The following is a 20091-nucleotide window of genomic DNA, read 5'->3' as shown; positions in this document are numbered from 1 at the left end:
AAATGTGCTTGATTGCTATGGCTTAATAATTATATGCCAAATTGATGTAAGGCATTGCAAAATACCGAAAATCTTGAAATATTTTAATAGTCTTAGATTAGCATTTGAATAGAAAATTAAAGCGCATTAGAAGTAGAAGGGTATGTCAAAAAAGTATTATTGGATGATCTTTATCGTGGTTGCTTATTTGCTATGGATTTGGGTATTTAAACCGAATCCTAACTTGGCAGATATGCCGACCAGTTCTGCGGTGAGCTCAAGTGCAGAAGTGCAACAAGTCGATGGCTATACCATTACCGCTTTAGAGCATTTTGAGGGGGAGTTTCGTATTCTCAGTCGTGAGAATTATTTGCTTGGGCGAGATGCAGAATTTAGTCCAGTAGATTTTGCAGTGGGATGGGGAAAAATGGCAGATCCTCAAATCTATAAGCAAATCGAGATTAGCCAAAGTGGTCGATGGTATCGTTGGCGTACACAATCCGCTCCGCCGATTCGAGTACGTGAAATCGAAACCAGTAGTAGTAATATTCATATCATTCCTGCGAATGCTTCGATTGGTCGGCAGTTAGATAAAGTCAAAGCAGATGATAAAGTCTTTCTCAGTGGTGATTTGGTTGAGATCAAAGGCGACGATGGTTGGACGTGGAAAAGCTCATTAAGCCGTGAAGATACAGGCGATGGTGCATGTGAGTTGCTGCGAGTAGATCAGGTAATGATTTTGACCGAATAACGCTTTGTTAAAGTGAGTGTCGTTAAAATTAGCTTCGACCAAATGATGATGTATTCAGCCGTTCTTCGTAGATATTAGGCGTATACTATTCACGGTTTTAAATCGGTGAGATGGTCTATGACAACGGCAACAGAAAACACAGTACAATATTCATTGAAATGGATTGCTTTACTGGGTTTGCTGACAGCACTCGGTCCATTGTCGATCGACATGTATATGCCTGCTTTGCCTGAGATGGCGACAGAGTTTGATACTACCACGATTCGTATTTCTAACTCTATCCCTGCGTACTTCTTTGGGCTTGCGATTGGTCAGTTGATCTATGGCAGTCTAAGCGATCGGATTGGTCGCAAGAAGCCATTATATATCGGCTTAATTATTTATTGTATTGGTTCAATTTTATGCATCTTTGCCCATAGTGAATGGGCGTTGATCTGTGCCAGAGTCCTACAAGCTTTAGGTGGCTGTGTCGGCGTGGTGATGGCACGTGCGGCGATTCGAGATAGTTTTGATGTGCGTACTTCTGCGCAGGCGCTTGCTCATATGGCGATGATTTTAGGGATTGCACCGATCATTGCACCCTTAGTTGGTGCGGTGCTAATTCAGTTTTTTAGTTGGCATTCGATTTTTATTCTATTGGCAATCGTTGGGTTCATTTCATTATGTTGTGTGCATTATTTTTTCCATGAAACCTTGCCAGTTGATCGCAGATTAAACCTCAGCTTTAAGCAAGTATTTATCTTGTATGGCAATATCCTCTCTGATCGAAGCTTTCGTACACCAATGCTTGCGATGGCATTTTTTTCAGGCATGATGTTTTGTTATTTGACGTCTGCATCTGCGCTATTGATGGAGGATTTAGGTTTTAATCAACATCAGTTTGCATTGGCTTTTGGGTTGAATGCCTTTGGTATCATGCTGTTTTCTTTTACCAATAGCAAAGTTGTCAAAAAAGTGGGACCACTACCGTTACTTCATCTGGGTGGGACCTTGCAGTTGATCGGTGCGATCATTTTGCTGATAGATGCTATTGCGGTGAATGTCGGTACGATATGGATTTTGATTGGTCTATTCATGGTGGTATCTGGTGTTGGCTTGACTGGTCCCAATGCGACGGCACTTGCACTTTCAGAACAGCAAAATCGAGCAGGGACGGCGAGCGCATTGATGGGAAGTTTACAGTTTGCGATTGGATTATTTGCAGGAGTGTTATTAACCATTTTCACAGGTTCAGTATTGCAAAACATGGCTGTGACGATGTTGATTTTTGCAGTGCTTGGATTGATTTGTGTTTATGTCCTACGAATCCGTGCGAAAAAGACGAAGCTGGCTTAAAAGGGTAAATCCCATTTAACTTGTCATAAAAATTTGTGAATCTGAATGAAAAGAACGATATCAGATAAAATAGTACGAGGGACAAAAGCTTTATTGGGCATAAAGGCTTTGGTTTCATCACAGACGATTTATCAAAAGACGCTACATGTGAAATCCAATCGACAGTTTATTTTGGAGATCGAATTTGAGTCTTATATGTCATGCGATATGTTGTGTTTGCGAACGATATATCAGCAAGGCATGAGTAGAAAGTCTAAAGCTTACACATGGACGGTGGCTGATTTTAAACATCCACAAGAGTGGTTGGAGATTACCAGTAAAATTCTACAGGCAAGTCATCATTATTCTGCGACTCATTCTCAGAATTTATCAAGTTTGGAGGTCAGAGGATGGTGGTCGCAGGCGTGGGACAAGTTATTGCAAGAAAAACATCTTCGTACATTACTAAATTTGGCACAGCAAACTAAACCATTTCCACAACAGTTGTCCGCAGAGATAAAGCAACGCAAATCAGGAGTGTGGGTAACGCTACGCTATCAACGCAGTAAAGGTCATGCGACGCTATATCAAGATATGCCGATTGAAGCAGTACAAGCTTTGCATGATCACTTATTGAAGTCTGCTATTGTCTAAGATAAACATAAAAGCAAACTAGAGAGGTATCCACGACATACCTCTCTATTTTTTTATGAATTCAAAATTAATCTAAGAAAACAGTAAACTCCTCGGCAGGAACACGAGGTGTAATAAACGTATTCACAATATGTTCAGGATCGGCATAGCCAAGTGCAACTGTGCATACCAATTCCTCATCATCAGGCGCACCCAAGACATCCAGTACGATTCCATGAAAATGATTCCATGCAGCTTGTGGGCAAGTATCTAAACCACGTGCTTTAGCAGCGACCATGACATTTTGAATCATCATGGAAATGTCCATTTTTGAGCCAATGCCCATTGCTTTATTTACAGTGAAATATAAGGCGACAGGCGCATCGAAGAGTTGATAATTACGCAGTTGTTGCGTCGCCATCTTTTCTTTTTCACCTTTTTGAATACCGAGCAAACCGTACAGCCCCCAGCCATTCTCACGACGACGGTCGATGTACGGTGAAATCCAGGTTTCAGGATAGTAGGCAAAGGTTTCGTGATATTGACTTGCCATCTCAGGTCTTTCATAAATCTCAAGCTGTGCTGCGACCACACGATCAATCATTTCTTGGCGTTTATTACCTGTTACGACATAGACTTTCCATGGCTGGGTGTTTGTGCCTGATGGTGCACGACTGGCAACTTGTAGAATGTCTTTGATGTCCGATGTCGCAACTGCTTTGTCTAAAAATGCACGGACGGAGTGGCGAGAAGTGATGGCTTGATCAACTGCGGCAACATGTTCGATATTCATAAAATTCCCTGATGTTTTCGGTGATGAGTTTCTTTAACTAAATGAAAGGTTAAGCATTTGTTTGTTTAACAAGATGAATTCATTTCATCGGTATTTGAGATAAATCATACGCATTTATCCGCAAATTTAAATGGCTGACAAGTTCAATTTTCAAGTTACGAATTAATCATTCGCATTGCATTACGACTAAAGTGCTATTCTGAAACAGAATGTAAATCATTGACTAAAGTTATAAATTTTCAAATCACTTAACATAAATTATTGATTTGAAATAAATAAAATAAGTTGCATGAATTTTTTAAAATCAGCTAATACTTTTGGCTAAGACAATATACAGCTTGATGAACAAATTATTACAATGCAGTTCTTGCCCAAAAAATTGATTTCAACGCACAGGGATTGGCGAGATGTTCAGGCGATTCGGTACTGAAATTGCTTGGCAGGTCTGGGTTGAATAAGGAGTAAAAAATGAATCCAAAATTGAGTTCACAGTTGAATTTTGCAAAAGTCCTCAAGCTCAGTAGCTTAAGTTTGGCATTAGGGGCGATGTCTTCAATGAGCTTTGCTGCAGACAGCGATGAGATCGCACAACTTCGTGCAGAGATTCAAGAGCTTCGTAGTCTGGTTCAGCAGCAAGGTCAACAGCTCGCTGCACAGCGTTCCGCTCCGCCAGTTGCACCACCAGCCCATGTACAACATCATGCCCATTCTGCGCCACCGCCAGCGATCAAAGTGGATACTCAAGATTTAAAAATCACGACAAGTAAAGGCGCAGAAGTGGATTTATATGGTTTCATCCGTGGTGATGCAAACTACATCATCGAAGGTGCAGATGATGATTTTAACCGCGCAGCGAGTAGCGATGGGGCAACGCAAGATAAGCTACGTGCGACAGCTAAAGTGACTCGTTTCGGATTGGACTTTAGCTCACCGATTGCAGGGCAAAAAGTTGGGGGTAAAGTCGAAGTTGACTTTGTAAGTGCAACGGAGAATCTACGTATTCGTCATGCGTACTTAACATTCAATAATTGGTTGTTTGGTCAAACCACGTCGAACTTTTTGAGCAATCATGCACCTGAGATGATCGACTTTATTACCAACATCGGTGGCGGTTTTTCTCGTATTCCACAAGTACGTTATAGCCATAACCTTGCGCCTGCAACACAAATCGTATTGTCAGCCGAAGAGGGTAATAGTGCTGCAACTGGAGCAACCGCAAAATATAAACTTCCTGTATTGACTGCCAAGTTGAATCAAGGTTTTGCAGAAGGTAAGGGGAATGTGAGCGTACGTGCATTGGCTGAGCGCTACGAAGCTGAAGGCAATAATGATTCAGACGAAACAGCTTGGGGCGTTGCTGCAGGTGCAAGTTTTCAATTGGCTGATCCATTAAAGTTAACTGCTGATGTTTCGCATGTGGAAGGCAACAGCAACTATCTGTACGGTTCAAACTCAGCTTTTGCAGTCAATGCTGGTGATTTGGCGCAAAATGAGTTTAATGCGTTCCAAGTTGGTGCAACCTATAAAATCTTACCAAACCTTCGTTCAACGATTGCTTATGGTGCGATGTTTGCCGATGATGACAGTGAATATGCAACACTGAATCCTGCTGGGAATAAAGAAGTTGAACAGGCTTGGATTAACTTTATCTATTCACCACTGAAACCTGTTGATCTTGGTATTGAATACATCAATGGTAAACGAGAAACTTTTGCTGGCGATGACTACAAAGACAACCGTGTTGGCGTCATGGCTCGATACAACTTCTAATTTTTAAATGATTAAAGTTTTCTGAACAAAGAAAAGCCCTTCAATCGAAGGGCTTCTTTAGCTCTTAAAAAAATATTAAAACAGCAATTATTCTAAGAATTTAACCGTAATGCCTTTTTTCACACGTTTCGCTAAATCTTGTGCATCCCAGTTGGTCAAACGAATACAGCCATGTGAAGCAGTTTTTGAGATAAGTGATGGGTTCGGCGTACCGTGAATACCAAATGATGGTTTAGATAAACCAATCCACATATTGCCCACTGGATTGTTTGGACCTGGCGGCAATGACAGAGGCTTCATGTTGTTGCCTTGAACAAAGTTTTTCGGACTATAGCCATACCATGGATTTGGTGCAATATTTTTTACGGTATGTGTACCTGTTGGTGATGGCGTATCACTACTACCAATCGTTGCAGGGAACGACGCAATCATCTTATTTTTGCTGTTAAAGAGATACAGTTGTTTTGCACCTTTATGCGCAATGATCAGATGAATATCTTCAGGTAAGTTATTGCGAATATTCGCTACGATGATTTTCTCGCCTGCCTTCTTAAATGTTGCATCAGGATTGATCTGTTTTAAGAAATTTTCATCCATGTGGAAACGTTCGCCAAGCATTTCGGTGACACGTGTGTAGTACAAACCTTTCATCTTGGCTTGCAGGGCATAGTTCGATGGAATCGAATCAGCATACGGTCCTTTCAAATCATCTTCTGTGATAGTGTATTCTACAAATACAGGCTCAGATTGACCCGCATTTAAGCTGTCCCAAGTCTGTTGATCCATCTTGCCAGTAGCATCGAGCTTGTTCATGGTTTGGTAGGTTGAAATCGCTTTCAGGGTATTCATCCCTGTTGCACCATCAATCGCACCTGGTGAAGCATGCTTACGATTCAGTAAAACTTGGATTTTTGCAAAGACAGGTAGACGACCTTTCTCAATACCATCAACCCAACCAGTTTGATTTAGACCATCTAACGTCCATTTGGCATTTTTTACTGCTTGCGCTTCAGCTGTATCTGCAATTGGTGATGAACCTGCTGTACTATTTTCAATTTCATCCTGTGCAGGAACGGAAAAACCACTACCTGATGCCACAGTGTTGTCACTATTTGATGACGCATCTTGCTCTGCAGGAACTGGGCTATTCGCTTGAGTAGTTGTTGGAACAGGTAAGCTTTGTTGTTGAATGCCTTGTTGCACGGTTACTTGACGAGTTGTAGCTTGCTTTGTAGCTGCTTCTTGTGCTGTATTCGCCGTAATTTGAACATCGTTTAATTCGATTTGTGCACTTTCTGAGCGCTGACGAAGTTCAGTCGCACCTTGCGCTTTAGATAGACGATAAGATTCGATTGGCACTTCTGTTGCAGGAGTCGGCTTTAAGGCTTGACTTGCAGTATTCTCTGCATGGATGTTGGGGCTAAAAGCGCAGACAAGTCCAATACTCAAACTTAAACTGAGTTTATTGTAGGGTTTACTAGGTGCAAACATGCAATTGTCCTAAGAAAATGTTGTTATCTGCCTAATTATAAAATAAAGTTTATGTCTTCACGTAATGGTTTTGTAGTCTAAGTTACAACTTTTAAGGAAATGTATGCACGAAGCTGCATTTTTTTATATTTTAAAAACATATATTTAAGAATGTTGTGGATGATGAAGTGGATGTATTCCCAGTATTTAAATTTGTCTAAATTGTGTGCGGGCAGTTTGATTGCGTTAGCCCATTGCATTTTTAAAGAAGAAATCATGAATAGAGCGGACGAGTTTGCTATCATGAGCGACAAATTTTTTGCGAATGATGACAGCCCATGACCGCTTTAAAAAATGACCGATTTTTACGTGCACTCCTTCGTCAGCCTGTAGATACCACGCCAGTATGGATGATGCGTCAAGCAGGACGCTATTTGCCAGAGTATCGTGCGATACGTGAGCAAGCGGGTGATTTTTTATCGTTATGCAAAAATGCTGAGCTCGCTTGTGAAGTGACTTTGCAACCACTGCGTCGTTATGAGCTTGATGCTGCAATATTATTTTCAGATATTCTCACCATTCCTGATGCGCTCGGGTTGGGGCTATATTTTGAAACAGGTGAAGGACCTAAGTTTCAAAAAGTTGTGCGTACCGAGCAGGATATTGCACAGTTGCCAAAGCTCAATGCAAGCAGTGATTTGGATTATGTGATGCGAGCGGTTTCGACCATTCGCGCTGCACTTGGCGGTGCTGTACCGTTGATTGGTTTTTCAGGCAGTCCGTGGACACTGGCAACCTATATGATCGAAGGTGGTTCAAGTCGAGATTTTCGATATAGTAAAGAGATGTTATTTGCAAAACCTGAGCTATTGCATGCCTTGCTTGATCATCTTGCAGATTCGGTGATTGATTATCTCAATGCACAAATTGAAGCAGGCGCACAAGCTGTTCAGATCTTTGACAGTTGGGGTGGGGCATTAGCACATCAAGACTATGTGGATTTTTCTTTGCAATATATGCAAAAGATTATTAAAGGCTTAACCAAAGAAAAAGATGGACAACGTATTCCTGTGATTGTCTTTACCAAAGGTGGTGGCTTGTGGATTCCTGAAATGTTGGAAAGTGGAGCTGATGCGCTCGGTTTGGACTGGACAACACCACTTGCGCAGGCGCGCCGTCAAGTCGCAGGGCGTGTTGCGTTACAAGGGAATCTTGATCCTGCAACATTGTACGGTACGCCTAAAGCCATCGAAACAGCTGTAAAACGAATGATCGATCAAGCCTATGCCAATGGTGAAAAAACGGGTTATGTGGCAAATCTTGGACATGGTATTACCCAGTGGGTTGATCCTACGATGCCGAAAGTCTTTGTCGATACGGTGCATGAATATAGTCAAAAATATTTGTAATTATCTGCACACTTTAATGCTCTACAATAAAGACTGACGAGTTGAAAATATACGTGGAAATCATTGTCAACGGTGCAAAGCTTGTCGCTGAATTTGTCGCAAAAGCAGTGTGGGCAGCGTTGTTTGGCATATTGTTGTTACTCGCTTTTGTGATTACAGCACCAATGGGACATGAGCCATTTTATGGCTTATATCGTTATGATTATTTATTGATATTCGCAGTTTTGGTACAGATTTTCCTTTTGTATTTCAAACTGGAAAGCTGGTCTGAAGCTAAAGTCATTGCGCTATTTCATATCATGGCAATGGGTATGGAATTGTTCCTCACCCATCCTGCGATTGCTTCGTGGCAATATCCACAACCTGCTGTTTTTAAACTCTACACGGTGCCGTTATTTGCAGGCTTTATGTACTCTGCGGTGGGAAGCTTTTTTGCACGGAGTTTGCGTCTATTTCAGGTCAGTATGGTGAATCTGCCGAGTTTTGCCATCATGTTAGCGTTGGCAGTTGTGTCGTATATCAACTTTATGTCGAAATTTTTTGTTCCAGATATTCGACTACTTTTATTTGTGATTTCAGTGTTGATTTTTTGGAAAACGACGGTGCACTTCCAATTGCAAAAGCACACTTTTAAATTGCCAATGTTGTTCATTTTACTGTGTTTAGCATTTCTGATTTGGATCGCTGAAAATATCAGTACCTTTTACCAAATTTGGCTCTATCCATCACAAGTCGATGCGTGGCATATGGTGGGTTGGGGTAAGCTTGGTTCATGGTATTTGTTATTATTGTTAAGTTTAGTATTGGTATTAAAAATCTTAGGTGATCGCAAATTGGATCAGCGCCAACAATTGAATCAAAACCAAAAATGGATTTGGCAACTAAAATAAGATTGGCGATTAAAGCAGATTTAGTGATTAATTTTTTCAAATTCTAGTGTGTTAATTTCCACAGCGTACTTGATTCCGCTCGTCTGCTTTGGCTTGATAGAGTGCTTTGTCTGCACGCTTAAAGATATCTTCCGAATGTTGATCTGTTGTGGCAACTTCTGAGAACCCAATGCTGACGGTGTAATGAATTTTTTGTTGCTCATACTCCAGAGGGTGTTGTTCGATGTTGTGACGAACTCGCTCAAAGATTTCAAAAGCTTCATCTGTCACGCATGCGGGCAAAATAATAGCAAACTCTTCACCACCGATACGTGCGATAAAATCTTGTTTTCGAATGGTTTTGCGAATAATTTTTGTGAGATGTTTTAATACATAATCACCAGCAGTATGTCCATAGTGATCATTTAAATCTTTAAATAAATCAACATCTAAGATGCCAACAACATATGGCGTATGCTGATGCAAAAAGCATTGCATATTTTCATTGCTTTCATGGGTAAAGCGTCTACGGTTAAATCTGCCTGTCAGCTCATCTGTCGATGCTAGTAAATCCATTTCTTGGAGTTGCAAATGCAAGCGAATATTCAAGGCAATCCAATTTGCTAAACATTGTAGTTGGATAGCTTGCGCTTTGCTGTAGCAATACTTTCGAGCATCTGCGACGTTCAGTGTCCCGATGGTAATGCCATTATGGATCATTGGTGCGTCCATACAACTACCTAGTCCACCAACGCTGAGTTTGATGCAGTCCAATTCATCAGATACCGTGGTGTCATCACAGATCATCAATTTAGACGTGTGAAACGTACGACCAATAAATGTCTGATCAATAGGTAAGGGAAAATCCATAGGAATGGCTTGAATACCGTTGATCGTATAGAGTTTTAATTGATTGGTATCTTTTTGTAGGCTAATACTGGCAAGATCCGTTTGAAAAATATGACTGACCCACTTTGCGACGATGTCTAATACAGTTTGCAATGAGTCTGCAAAAGTGAGCTCATGAATAAAAGCGACAGGTACATGAATGCAATGACTATCATCAAAGCCATTCAGTTCATCGGGTGCAAAAATACGTTCTATACGCTGTGCTTGAATTGTTGACTTATATTGTGTCGCTTTGGGTGATTGAGTCAGTAGCCTAAAGCCACTCGTTAAAATAATTCCAGAATAGTGAATATGATGATTTTGGAGTTATTTCTCAAGATTATAATACATGGCAGTTTGTTTTTTCGCACCATTACAAAATGCATATATTATACACGCATGTTTAATATGTCAGATTTGCTTAAAAATACAACTTTTTTCATAAAAAATTCATAAGAAATCTATATTTCGCCTGATGAAATATAGATTTGTTGCGTAGGCGATCAACGGCTGAAATATTGCACTGTATAGCGTTGCATTTATAGAGTTGTGTAGCTATTATGATTCTAGGCATAGATTTTGCTATGCGTGTGAATTTGGGTTTTTCTCCTTTCATTTGATTGACGTCTACTTTTTTATATTTATTTTCTTATGAAGTGGATTTGGTTGATCAATCAGTCACTTAGGTGGATATATTGCAATGAAGTTATCTGTAGGTTTAAAAGTAGCGAATTCACTGTCGCTCACACCTCAGCTTCAACAAGCCATCAAGCTTTTACAATTATCATCTTTAGAATTAGAACAAGAAATCCAATCTCAACTCGATAGCAATCCACTGCTTGAAAAGATCGAAGAAGAATACGGCGAAGCCAAAAAAGAAGAAGTTGATCCAACCCTTCAAGATCAAATGCAACAAGATACCATTCCAGACGATCTACCCGTCGATACCGATTGGGACGACGTCTATACGCATCAATCTACGGCGATGGCGACGCCTGAGTTTGAAGAGCGTGAAGACAATCGAACCAGCAGTGATAGCTTACAGGAACATTTGCTTTGGCAGATTAATCTATTGCATCTCAATGACGTCGAAAAAGTCGTCGCACATTGTATTGTTGATGCGTTAGATGAACGTGGCTATTTGGATTGTGAGCTAGAAGAGATACTTGCGTCTGCACAGCACATGTTGCAACAGGCTGATGTTGAAGAAGAGCTTGAGCTCGATGAAGTGGTCGTGGTGCTGAAATATATTCAACGGCTTGACCCACTGGGCAGTGCCAGTCGCAACTTGGTCGAGTGCTTAGCGATTCAACTCGAACAATATCAGCAAAATGCAACGCTAAAACATCAAGCTAAAATGCTATTACAAAATGCCGAATTATTGCTGACGAATGATATTAATAAGCTGATGCGCAAAACTCAGCTTGATCTCGATCAACTCAAACAAGCGATGGCTTTGCTCAAATCCTTTGATCCTGCTCCGGGAGCAAGATTTCAAGAGCAGGAGCAAGACTATCAAACGCCTGATGTGATTTTGCAAAAGAAAAATGAGCGTTGGCATGTTTTCTTAAATCCTGATGTGTTGCCAAAACTTCGGGTCAATTCTTTCTATGCAGGGATGATTAAACGTGCGGATCAAAGTGCTGATAATCAATATCTCAAAACTCAAATGCTTGAAGCAAAAAACTTTATCAAAAGCATTGATGAACGCCATAAAACTTTATTAAAAGTTGCAACATGTATTGTCGAACATCAACGTGATTTTTTTGAAATTGGCGCAGAAGGCATGAAGCCTTTGGTACTTCGTGATGTGGCAGATGAAGTGGAGTTGCACGAATCGACCGTATCTCGGGTGACGACCAATAAATATATTTTGACCCCAAATGGTTTGTTCGAACTTAAATATTTCTTTTCCAGTCATGTGGGTACGGCAACTGGTGGGGAATGTTCTTCAACTGCGATTCGTGCCATGATCAAAAAGCTCATCGCAGCAGAAAATCAAAAGAAACCACTCTCGGACAATGCGATTGCGAAATTGTTACAAGATGAAGGTATCGACGTAGCAAGGCGTACAGTGGCGAAATACCGTGAATCCCTCAATATCCCATCTTCTTCAGATCGAAAAGTATTGCTTTAACTTGGTTTCTATGATTATTTAGAGTGGTGCAGTTGATTGATTTTTTGATCACAGCATGAACAAATCAAACCGTATTAAATCAAAATGGGAGCCCGACATGATTCATTGATATTGCAAGATATGTAGATGATTTAAATGAAAATAGATGTCTTTTTAGTAGTTTAAAATTAGATTGATATGAAGTTTGTATAAAATAGTCATTTTAAAATCTTGTCCACTGATCATGTTTGACTTCAATTACATGGGAGGTGGTACTATGCATATAGCAATTCGTGGTCATCATTTGGCGATTACCCCAGCGATTGAAGAACAGATTACTGAGCAATTTTCCAAAATTACGCAACATTTAGACCAAGTGTGTAGCATGCAGGTCAAATTACAAAAAGATCATCGGCTGAATTCTAGAAGTCACAAAGGGCAGGATAACCATCATGCTGAAGTGATTCTTCGAGTACCGGGCAAAGAGTTGGTCGCTAAGGCAACCGCAGATGATATGTATCAGGCAATTCATAAAATTAGTGAAAAATTAAAACGACAACTTGCACGGCAAAAGCTCACGCATAATCAGTTGGCGAATAAGCCGTTGCACAAATTAGTTGCATAAACTGTTTGCATAATTGGATGAAAAATTCAGACACTTATATGAAATTGATTTGGAGTATTGTTGATTTTAAGTGTTTTGAATTTAGCTATTTTGCCATTCACTTGAGTTGTTTTTAGATCAGGGCTTTTGCCCTGATTTTTATTTGATTAATCTGTTTGAAAATTCCATAAAATTTGATAAATCTTTGCCTTTTCTATGCTTTACTTTTGTAGTCTAGATCAAACTTATAGTAAACTACGCAGTTTAGTCTTGAACGAATTAGAGCCCAGTACCATGAATACTGAACAGCTTAAGAGCTTATTAGCGCAAGCATTTCCTGATGCGGATATTGCCGTAACTGGAGAAGCAGGAAAATTTGACCTACGTATCGTTGATACAGGTTTTGAAGGTAAAAGAACCGTCGCTCGCCAACAAGCTGTCTACGCCCCAATCAATGAGCATATTGCCTCTGGCGCAGTGCATGCAGTGACGATTCGTGCGATGACCCCAGAAGAATGGCGCAAAGTCAGCATGTTTGGAGCATAAGGCTAAATGGATAAATTTCTCATTCGTGGCGGTAATGTTTTAAACGGCACAGTCAAAATTTCAGGTGCGAAAAATGCAGCGTTGCCACTGCTTGCGGCGATGATTTTGGCAGAAACACCAATTACGCTAACCAATGTCCCGAATCTTAAAGACGTCAATACTTTAGTAAAGTTGATCGCTGGCTTAGGTATCACCATGACATACGAAGGGGACACGGTCGTTGCGGATACCAGTACGCTAGATAATTATTTTGCACCATATGAATTGGTAAAAACTATGCGTGCTTCGATCTTGGTGCTTGGACCACTGCTTGCGCGTTATGGCGAGGCGAAAGTGTCTTTGCCAGGTGGCTGTGCGATTGGTTCACGTCCTGTCGATCAACATCTCAAAGCCCTTGAAGCATTGGGTGCACAGATCGAAGTCGAAGCAGGCTATGTACTTGCCAAAGTCGATGGTCGCCTCAAAGGGGACGAAGTGGTCTTTGATATGGTCACTGTCGGCGGTACTGAAAATATTCTGATGGCAGCGGTACTTGCTGAGGGTACAACGACAATTCGTAATGCAGCACGTGAGCCTGAAATTACCGATCTTGCCAATCTACTCAATAAAATGGGTGCAAAAATCTCAGGTATTGATACTGATACATTGATCGTCGAAGGTGTAGAAAGTTTGCAAGGCTGTGAATATGCCGTAGTTGCCGATCGTATTGAAACAGGTTCATATCTTGCTGCTGCTGCGATCACGGGTGGTAAAATCAAAACCACGCATACCGATCCAAACTTGATGGAAGCAGTCCTTGAAAAGTTTGAAGAAATGGGCGCAGAAGTGACGCGTGGTGAAGATTGGATTGAGCTCGATATGCAGGGAAAACGCCCGAAAGCAGTGAGTTTCCGTACGTTGCCACATCCTGAGTTTCCTACTGATATGCAAGCGCAGATCATGGCGGTGAATGTACTTGGTCGTGGCTTTGCAACCATCTCAGAAACCATTTTCGAAAATCGCTTTATGCACGTACCTGAGTTATGCCGTATGGGTGCAAATATCCAAGTCGAAGGTAATGATGCGACCGTCACTGGCGTGGAAAAACTACAAGGTGCACCTGTGATGGCGACCGATCTACGCGCCTCATTTTCTCTCGTGATTGCAGCGTTGGCGGCAGAAGGCGAAACTGTAGTCGATCGGATTTATCATATTGATCGTGGTTATGAGGATGTTGAAGCCAAACTCCAATCCTTAGGTGCGGATATTCAACGTATTCATTAACGTGCTGTAGTTTCAGCAGATAAAATTTTCACGCAACGATTTAGATACGCAGTTTAGCAAAAGGTTAAGGTTAAATGTCACAGGAACAAGCTCTCTCATCACAAAGCCTCTCAGACAAACGCATCTCAGACGCTGAACTCATGGGGAATTTTGATCATGGTTTGACTTTAGCGTTAAGCAAAGGGCGTATCCTCAAAGAAACTTTGCCACTACTCGCTGAAGCAGGGGTAGAGCTACTTGAAGATCCTGATAAATCACGTAAATTGATTTTCCCAACCACACATCCTCAAGTACGCATTCTGATTTTGCGTGCCAGTGACGTGCCGACCTATGTGGAAAATGGTGCGGCAGATTTTGGCGTGGCAGGTAAAGATGTATTGATGGAATATGGCTCGGAAAATGTCTATGAGCCACTGGATTTGCAAATTGCCAAATGTAAACTGATGACCGCAGGCAAAGTTGGTATGCAAAAACCACAAGGTCGCCTGCGTATCGCCACCAAATATGTCAATCTGACACGTCAATTTTATGCCAGTCGTGGTGAGCAAGTTGATGTGATCAAGCTCTATGGGTCGATGGAACTTGCGCCATTGGTTGGTCTTGGGCATTACATCGTTGATGTGGTGGATACAGGAAATACCTTGCGTGCCAATGGCTTAGAGCCTTTGGAAGAGATCTGCAAAGTATCTTCTCGTTTGATCGTCAATAAAGCTAGTTTTAAGCGTAAACACGCATTATTAAATCCGATTTTGACGCAACTTGAACAGGCTGTTCAATCTAGAAATCCATAATTCATTATTATCATAATCCATGAATTAAGTAGAATTTACGGTGTATCATTCGCCACAAGGGCTTAGAAAACAGGTAAAATAACTTTTTTTTATCAATCTGTGGAATGAATTTAATGCGCCGTTTGTCAACGCAAGATCGAAATTTCCAACAGCAATTCGCTGAACTTTTAGCTTTTGAAACCGTCAATGATCCTGAACTCCTGAAAACAGTTGATCAAATCATTGCTGAGGTTCGAGCAAAAGGTGATGTGCATGTGTTGGCATTGACACAGCAATTTGATCGACATCCTGCGACAACATTTTCACAGTTAGAATTGACTCAAGCACAATTGCAACATGCCTTTGATGGCTTAAGTGATGAGGTTCGTCAAGCCCTTGAGCTTGCAGCAAATCGTATCCGTGAATTTCACCAAGCGCAAAAGCAAGATGGCTGGACCTATGTCGATGCATTGGGCAACACGCTTGGACAAAAAGTCACGCCACTGGATCGTGTCGGTATTTACGTGCCGGGTGGTTTGGCATCGTATCCATCGTCAGTCTTGATGAATGCGATTCCTGCGCATGTTGCAGGCGTCCCTGAAATTATCATGGTGGTACCAGCGCCAAATGGTGAGCTGAATCCATTGGTCTTGGCTGCGGCGTATCTTGCAGGTGTTAGCCGAGTGTTTACCATTGGCGGAGCGCAAGCGGTTGCAGCACTTGCTTATGGTACAGCAACGATTCCGCAAGTGGATAAAATCACAGGGCCAGGTAATCGCTTTGTGGCTGCTGCGAAACGTGCAGTGTTTGGTCAGGTTGGTATTGATATGATCGCAGGACCTTCGGAAATTTTGGTCTATGCCGAAGGCGAAAATAATGCCGAGTGGTTGGCGATGGATTTGTTGTCGCAAGCCGAGCACGACACGGTTGCACAAGCGATTTTGATCACGCCTGATCTAGACTTGCTCGAAGCGGTTGCAGAGAAAATTGAAAGCCATTTAGCAGATTTGCCTAAAGCCGAGATTGCCAAAACGTCGATTGTCAATCGTGGTGCATTGGTCTTGGTCAAAGATCGTGCTGAAGCGATTCAATTGATTAACCAAGTCGCACCTGAGCATTTGGAGCTTTGTTTGGACGAAGCTGAAGTCATGAGTGCAGAAATCCGCCATGCGGGTGCAATCTTTATGGGGCGTTATACCCCTGAAGCGATTGGTGACTATTGTGCAGGACCAAACCATGTATTACCGACATCAGGTACGGCACGTTTTTCTTCGCCGCTTGGGGTGTATGATTTTCAGAAGCGTTCCAGTTTGATCATGTGTTCTGAGGAAGGTGTAAAAACTTTGGCGAAAACGGCGGATATCTTGGCGCAACAAGAAAACTTGGATGCCCATGCACGCTCGGCACGGTATCGTTATCAGTCTTCACTTTAATAACTTCGCCCAATTTTTAAATGTAATACTGTTAAATATCTGATCATCCCCCCTTAATCCCCCCTTGAAAAGGGGGGGGCTCAATTGAATGATAATGAGGGGGAATTCAAAGCTGAGATTAAAAATGTCGATAGAAATTACTACACAGCAAAAGCGTTTTTGGAGTCCGCTGGTACGTGAGCTTGAGCCGTATGTGCCAGGTGAACAACCAAAAATTCAAAATTTACTCAAGCTTAATACTAATGAAAACCCTTACCCGCCATCGCCAAAAGTGGTGGAGGCGGTACAAGCGGTCATCGCCAATCAAGCGGATGCGCTAAAACTTTACCCTGATCCTGATGCTAGCGTGCTTAAGCAGGCGATTGCCAAACAGCAGGGTGTAGCGGTGGACAATGTCTTTGTCGGTAACGGCTCAGATGAAGTGCTTTCACATATTTTTAAGGCATTTTTTGTACAAGATAAACCGCTACTTTATCCTGACATTAGCTATAGTTTTTATCCTGTGTATAGTCAGTTTTTTGGTTTAAATACGATTGAAATTCCGTTGACTGATTCTTTTGAAATTGATGTTGAAGATTATCGTCAAGCCAATGGCGGTCAGAACGGTGGCATCATCATTACTAATCCAAATGCACCAACTGGACGAGCGATTGAGATTGATCAAATCAAAAAACTACTTAACGATCATCCTGATTCAGTAGTGGTGATTGATGAGGCGTATGTGGATTTTGGTGCGGAGTCGGCTGTCAGTTTAGTCGCTGAATTTGAAAATCTCGTGGTCTGTCAAACCACATCCAAATCGCGTTCGTTAGCAGGGCTTCGAGTCGGTTATGCGATCGCACAGCCACATCTGATCACGGCACTTGAATCGGTAAAAAATAGTTTTAACTCCTATCCGATCGATCGTTTTGCACTAGCGTGTGCAGTGGCATCGTTTGAAGATCAGCCGTATTTTGAAGCGCAATGTGAAAAAGTCATTGCCAGTCGGGAGCAATTGATTGCCGAGATGCAAGCGCTTGATTTTAAGGTGTTACCATCGAAAGCCAATTTTATTTTTGCCACACATGGTGCGGTTTCTGCGGCGCCGATTGCACAAAAATTACGTGAGCAAGGTGTGATTGTACGTCACTTCAATCGTCCACGCATTGATAATTATCTGCGCATCACCGTGGGCACGGATGAACAAAATCAACGCTTAATTGATAGCTTAAAGACGTTCCTTTAATTTACGATTGGATTGCTTTACTACGTTTGTAACGCCAGTAGGATGCGTCTTGAGCTCCTCCCTTTTGTAAGGGGAGGCTGGGTGGGGTTATGTAGATGAAGTGTCGGCAAATTGATTGAGAAAATCGAGTAACGCCGATACCTTATCAAAGCATTCCTGATATTCTGCATCGACATCGGACGCCACAGTAATCCCACCACCAGCCCAAATACTCAGCGCATCGCCGTAGCGTTGTAAGCTACGAATCAAAATATTAAATCGTCCTGTACCATCATAGTTAAAATAACCCAAACTGCCACAATACGCTCCACGTGCATTGCCTTCGAGTTCGTCAATAATTTGCATGGCACGGATTTTTGGTGCACCAGTGATTGAGCCACCGGGTAGGGCTTGTAACAGCATTTCTAATGGATTACTTTCAGGTTTTAATTTGGCTTGAATCTCACTCACTAGATGATGCACTTGGGCAAAACTTTCAACTTCAAAAAGTTTTGGGGTTTTCACTGAGCCTGTTTTAGCAAATACACTCAGATCATTTCGTAGTAAATCGACAATCATCAAATTTTCCGCTTGATCTTTTTCTGATTGAGCAAGTCGCTGACGGTTTTTTTGATCTATTTTCGCATCTTGATGACGAGGGAGTGTACCTTTAATTGGGCGGGTGCGAATCATTCGATCAGTTTGAAACTCAATGAATAACTCAGGTGAACAACTCAACAACTCAAAATCGTCATGCGCAATATAGCCTGCAAAAGGCGCTTGGCTTAATTCTAATAACTCGGGTAAAAGTTGGAGTAATCGTCCTTGAGAAATTTTACTTTGAAATTCTTGAGTGAGATTGATTTGATAGCAGTCGCCAGCATATAAATAATCTTGTACTTTTTGAAATGCAGATACATAGTCAGCTTTAGACCAGCGAGCTTGTAGTGATTGTTGCAACTGAAAAGAGTTACCGCTCTGTGTGACAGCAGGATTTTGTAAATCATGAATGAGTTTGAGTAATGCGGTTTGATCACTCAATGTTGAGTCAAAAAAAAGCGTCCATTGATTGTTTTTTTGTTGAATAAAAATATCGTATTCACCAATGAGGGCTGTGGGGGAGAGGTGAGGTTGGCTATTTTGTGAATTGGAAATGTATGTAGAACTGACAAAATCATATGAATAAAAGCAAACGTAGCCACCCGTAAATTGAATCTCAGATGAAGAAAGTGATTGACGATCTGAAGATATCGGTAAGATAAATTCTAATTTTTCATTAAAGTTGGCGTAGTCATAGGAAAAATCTGTACGGCGCAAAAATTGGCTGTTTCTACCAAAAATACTGAGTGACTTTGGAAAGACTGCAAAAAAAGGGTGGTTGTTATCATTAAGAAAACAATATCCATAATATTTACTTAAATATTGATTAAGACTGGATAAATCAAAAGATGAGTGGCACGTCACAGAATGTAAATGCACAGTATTCGCCAAGCAAAGAGTAAACCGAGCGTAGTTTAGCCTGATTTTGTCGATTTGCAAAAAATACCGTTTATCGGTAAATCGATCTACATCAATGTCTGGTATGTGTGGTATTGCAGATGCAAGCGAAGCGGAGCCAAAAGATCACTATGGTGTCAAACAGTATCGTTTAGGCACATTGACTGCAACTAACCCTCAAGAGGCACAGGGTGATCGTAGCTTTGGTATTCGTATGATTATTGCAGGATCACAGTTCGGGAAGTTAGATGGCGTTGTATTGGGGTTGTCTACTTCGATGCCTATTGATTCAGAAACACCTTCAAATCTTGGTGTGCGTGTAAATATCCACAACTTATTGAATGTATCCTCAGAAGAGTTTGAGGAAACAGGTCAGCTACCGAATATCAGTATCACTGATAGCGCTAATGCTATTGCCAATTGGGTGAACTTCTATAATCTTTATAGAGGGGGATATGTTAAGGCTAAAGACAAAGATGATGCAAACTTTGAGCCGAGCGCTGAAGACCTTGATCAGCAGAAACGTATTCGAGGCACACTTTCAATTGACCTTGCAGACTGTTATGAAGTAAAGAAAAAGTCTTAAATCACTTTAATTAAATCGGCGATACATCGCCGATTTTTTTACGCCAATATTTAGATTAATTGCGAATAGTTAGTCTTTTAAATACAAAAAAGCCTAGATGATTTCATCTAGGCTTTTTCATTGTAGAGCATTTCGCTCAAATCTTGGCTCTCCCACCTGGGCTCGAACCAGGGACCTGCGGATTAACAGTCCGTCG

General features: G+C 41.4%; 18 protein-coding genes. 14 read left to right on the top strand and 4 right to left on the bottom strand.

The window, feature by feature from the left end:
- Positions 1-142: 142 nt before the first annotated feature.
- The 3 genes from ACE3PQ_RS10255 to ACE3PQ_RS10245 all read left to right on the top strand — a co-directional run bounded on the left by ACE3PQ_RS10255 (position 143) and on the right by ACE3PQ_RS10245 (position 2698).
- Positions 143-730 (top strand): hypothetical protein, encoded by a 588-nt coding sequence (locus ACE3PQ_RS10255; RefSeq protein ID WP_374297522.1) that lies wholly within the window; start codon positions 143-145, stop codon positions 728-730.
- Between the two features lie 117 nt (positions 731-847).
- Positions 848-2065: a multidrug effflux MFS transporter gene (locus tag ACE3PQ_RS10250; RefSeq protein ID WP_374297519.1), complete on the top strand. Its 1218-nt coding sequence runs from the start codon at positions 848-850 to the stop codon at positions 2063-2065.
- A gap of 240 nt (positions 2066-2305) precedes the next feature.
- Positions 2306-2698: a hypothetical protein gene (locus ACE3PQ_RS10245; RefSeq protein ID WP_374297517.1), complete on the top strand. Its 393-nt coding sequence runs from the start codon at positions 2306-2308 to the stop codon at positions 2696-2698.
- Positions 2699-2765: 67 nt separating this feature from the next.
- Here the strand turns inward: ACE3PQ_RS10245 and ACE3PQ_RS10240 are convergent, their stop codons facing one another.
- Positions 2766-3470 carry a nitroreductase gene (locus ACE3PQ_RS10240; RefSeq protein ID WP_374297515.1) on the bottom strand — a complete coding sequence of 235 codons (705 nt, stop codon included), beginning with the start codon at positions 3468-3470 and terminating at the stop codon, positions 2766-2768.
- Positions 3471-3938: 468 nt separating this feature from the next.
- Between ACE3PQ_RS10240 and ACE3PQ_RS10235 the strand changes: the two genes are divergently transcribed.
- Entirely contained in the window at positions 3939-5240 is a 1302-nt protein-coding gene (locus ACE3PQ_RS10235) for a DcaP family trimeric outer membrane transporter (protein ID WP_374297513.1), read from the top strand.
- Positions 5241-5327: 87 nt separating this feature from the next.
- Here the strand turns inward: ACE3PQ_RS10235 and ACE3PQ_RS10230 are convergent, their stop codons facing one another.
- A complete protein-coding gene (locus ACE3PQ_RS10230) occupies positions 5328-6599 on the bottom strand; it encodes a L,D-transpeptidase family protein (RefSeq protein WP_374297536.1) in 1272 nt (423 codons plus the stop codon).
- A 449-nt stretch (positions 6600-7048) separates the two neighbouring features.
- Between ACE3PQ_RS10230 and hemE the strand changes: the two genes are divergently transcribed.
- Together hemE and ACE3PQ_RS10220 are read left to right on the top strand one after the other, a co-directional pair.
- Positions 7049-8119 (top strand): uroporphyrinogen decarboxylase, encoded by a 1071-nt coding sequence (gene hemE, locus ACE3PQ_RS10225; protein WP_374297511.1) that lies wholly within the window; start codon positions 7049-7051, stop codon positions 8117-8119.
- Positions 8120-8172: 53 nt separating this feature from the next.
- On the top strand, positions 8173-9009 hold the full coding sequence (locus ACE3PQ_RS10220) for a DUF817 domain-containing protein (protein ID WP_374297509.1): 837 nt from the start codon (positions 8173-8175) through the stop codon (positions 9007-9009).
- Positions 9010-9060: 51 nt separating this feature from the next.
- On the opposite strand, the gene ACE3PQ_RS10215 is transcribed toward ACE3PQ_RS10220, so the two are convergent.
- Positions 9061-9990 carry a diguanylate cyclase gene (locus tag ACE3PQ_RS10215; protein ID WP_374297507.1) on the bottom strand — a complete coding sequence of 310 codons (930 nt, stop codon included), beginning with the start codon at positions 9988-9990 and terminating at the stop codon, positions 9061-9063.
- A gap of 586 nt (positions 9991-10576) precedes the next feature.
- On the opposite strand from ACE3PQ_RS10215, the gene ACE3PQ_RS10210 reads away from it, so the two are divergent.
- The 7 genes from ACE3PQ_RS10210 (at position 10577) to hisC (ending at position 17833) form a co-directional block, all read left to right on the top strand.
- Positions 10577-12013, top strand: a complete 1437-nt coding sequence (locus tag ACE3PQ_RS10210) for an RNA polymerase factor sigma-54 (RefSeq protein ID WP_374297505.1) — start codon at positions 10577-10579, stop codon at positions 12011-12013.
- Between the two features lie 256 nt (positions 12014-12269).
- Positions 12270-12617 carry a ribosome hibernation-promoting factor, HPF/YfiA family gene (hpf, locus tag ACE3PQ_RS10205; protein ID WP_241570944.1) on the top strand — a complete coding sequence of 116 codons (348 nt, stop codon included), beginning with the start codon at positions 12270-12272 and terminating at the stop codon, positions 12615-12617.
- Positions 12618-12890: 273 nt separating this feature from the next.
- A complete protein-coding gene (gene ibaG, locus ACE3PQ_RS10200; RefSeq protein ID WP_298893103.1) occupies positions 12891-13142 on the top strand; it encodes a BolA family iron metabolism protein IbaG in 252 nt (83 codons plus the stop codon).
- A gap of 6 nt (positions 13143-13148) precedes the next feature.
- Positions 13149-14405: a UDP-N-acetylglucosamine 1-carboxyvinyltransferase gene (gene murA, locus ACE3PQ_RS10195; RefSeq protein ID WP_374297502.1), complete on the top strand. Its 1257-nt coding sequence runs from the start codon at positions 13149-13151 to the stop codon at positions 14403-14405.
- Positions 14406-14545: 140 nt separating this feature from the next.
- Positions 14546-15196, top strand: coding sequence for an ATP phosphoribosyltransferase (hisG, locus tag ACE3PQ_RS10190; protein ID WP_374297534.1), 651 nt, complete (start codon positions 14546-14548; stop codon positions 15194-15196).
- A gap of 104 nt (positions 15197-15300) precedes the next feature.
- Complete coding sequence (gene hisD, locus ACE3PQ_RS10185; protein WP_374297501.1) at positions 15301-16608, top strand: histidinol dehydrogenase; 1308 nt, start codon at positions 15301-15303, stop codon at positions 16606-16608.
- Positions 16609-16732: 124 nt separating this feature from the next.
- Entirely contained in the window at positions 16733-17833 is a 1101-nt protein-coding gene (gene hisC, locus ACE3PQ_RS10180; RefSeq protein WP_374297499.1) for a histidinol-phosphate transaminase, read from the top strand.
- Between the two features lie 87 nt (positions 17834-17920).
- Here hisC and ACE3PQ_RS10175 read toward each other — a convergent pair whose 3' ends face one another.
- Positions 17921-19276 carry an anthranilate synthase component I family protein gene (locus ACE3PQ_RS10175; RefSeq protein WP_374297532.1) on the bottom strand — a complete coding sequence of 452 codons (1356 nt, stop codon included), beginning with the start codon at positions 19274-19276 and terminating at the stop codon, positions 17921-17923.
- Positions 19277-19385: 109 nt separating this feature from the next.
- Between ACE3PQ_RS10175 and ACE3PQ_RS10170 the strand changes: the two genes are divergently transcribed.
- Positions 19386-19895: a hypothetical protein gene (locus ACE3PQ_RS10170; RefSeq protein ID WP_374297497.1), complete on the top strand. Its 510-nt coding sequence runs from the start codon at positions 19386-19388 to the stop codon at positions 19893-19895.
- Positions 19896-20091: the final 196 nt, after the last annotated feature.

Source organism: Acinetobacter sp. (genome assembly GCF_041911495.1).
Lineage (GTDB): Bacteria > Pseudomonadota > Gammaproteobacteria > Pseudomonadales > Moraxellaceae > Acinetobacter.
This window is presented reverse-complemented; position numbering and strand designations above follow the sequence as displayed.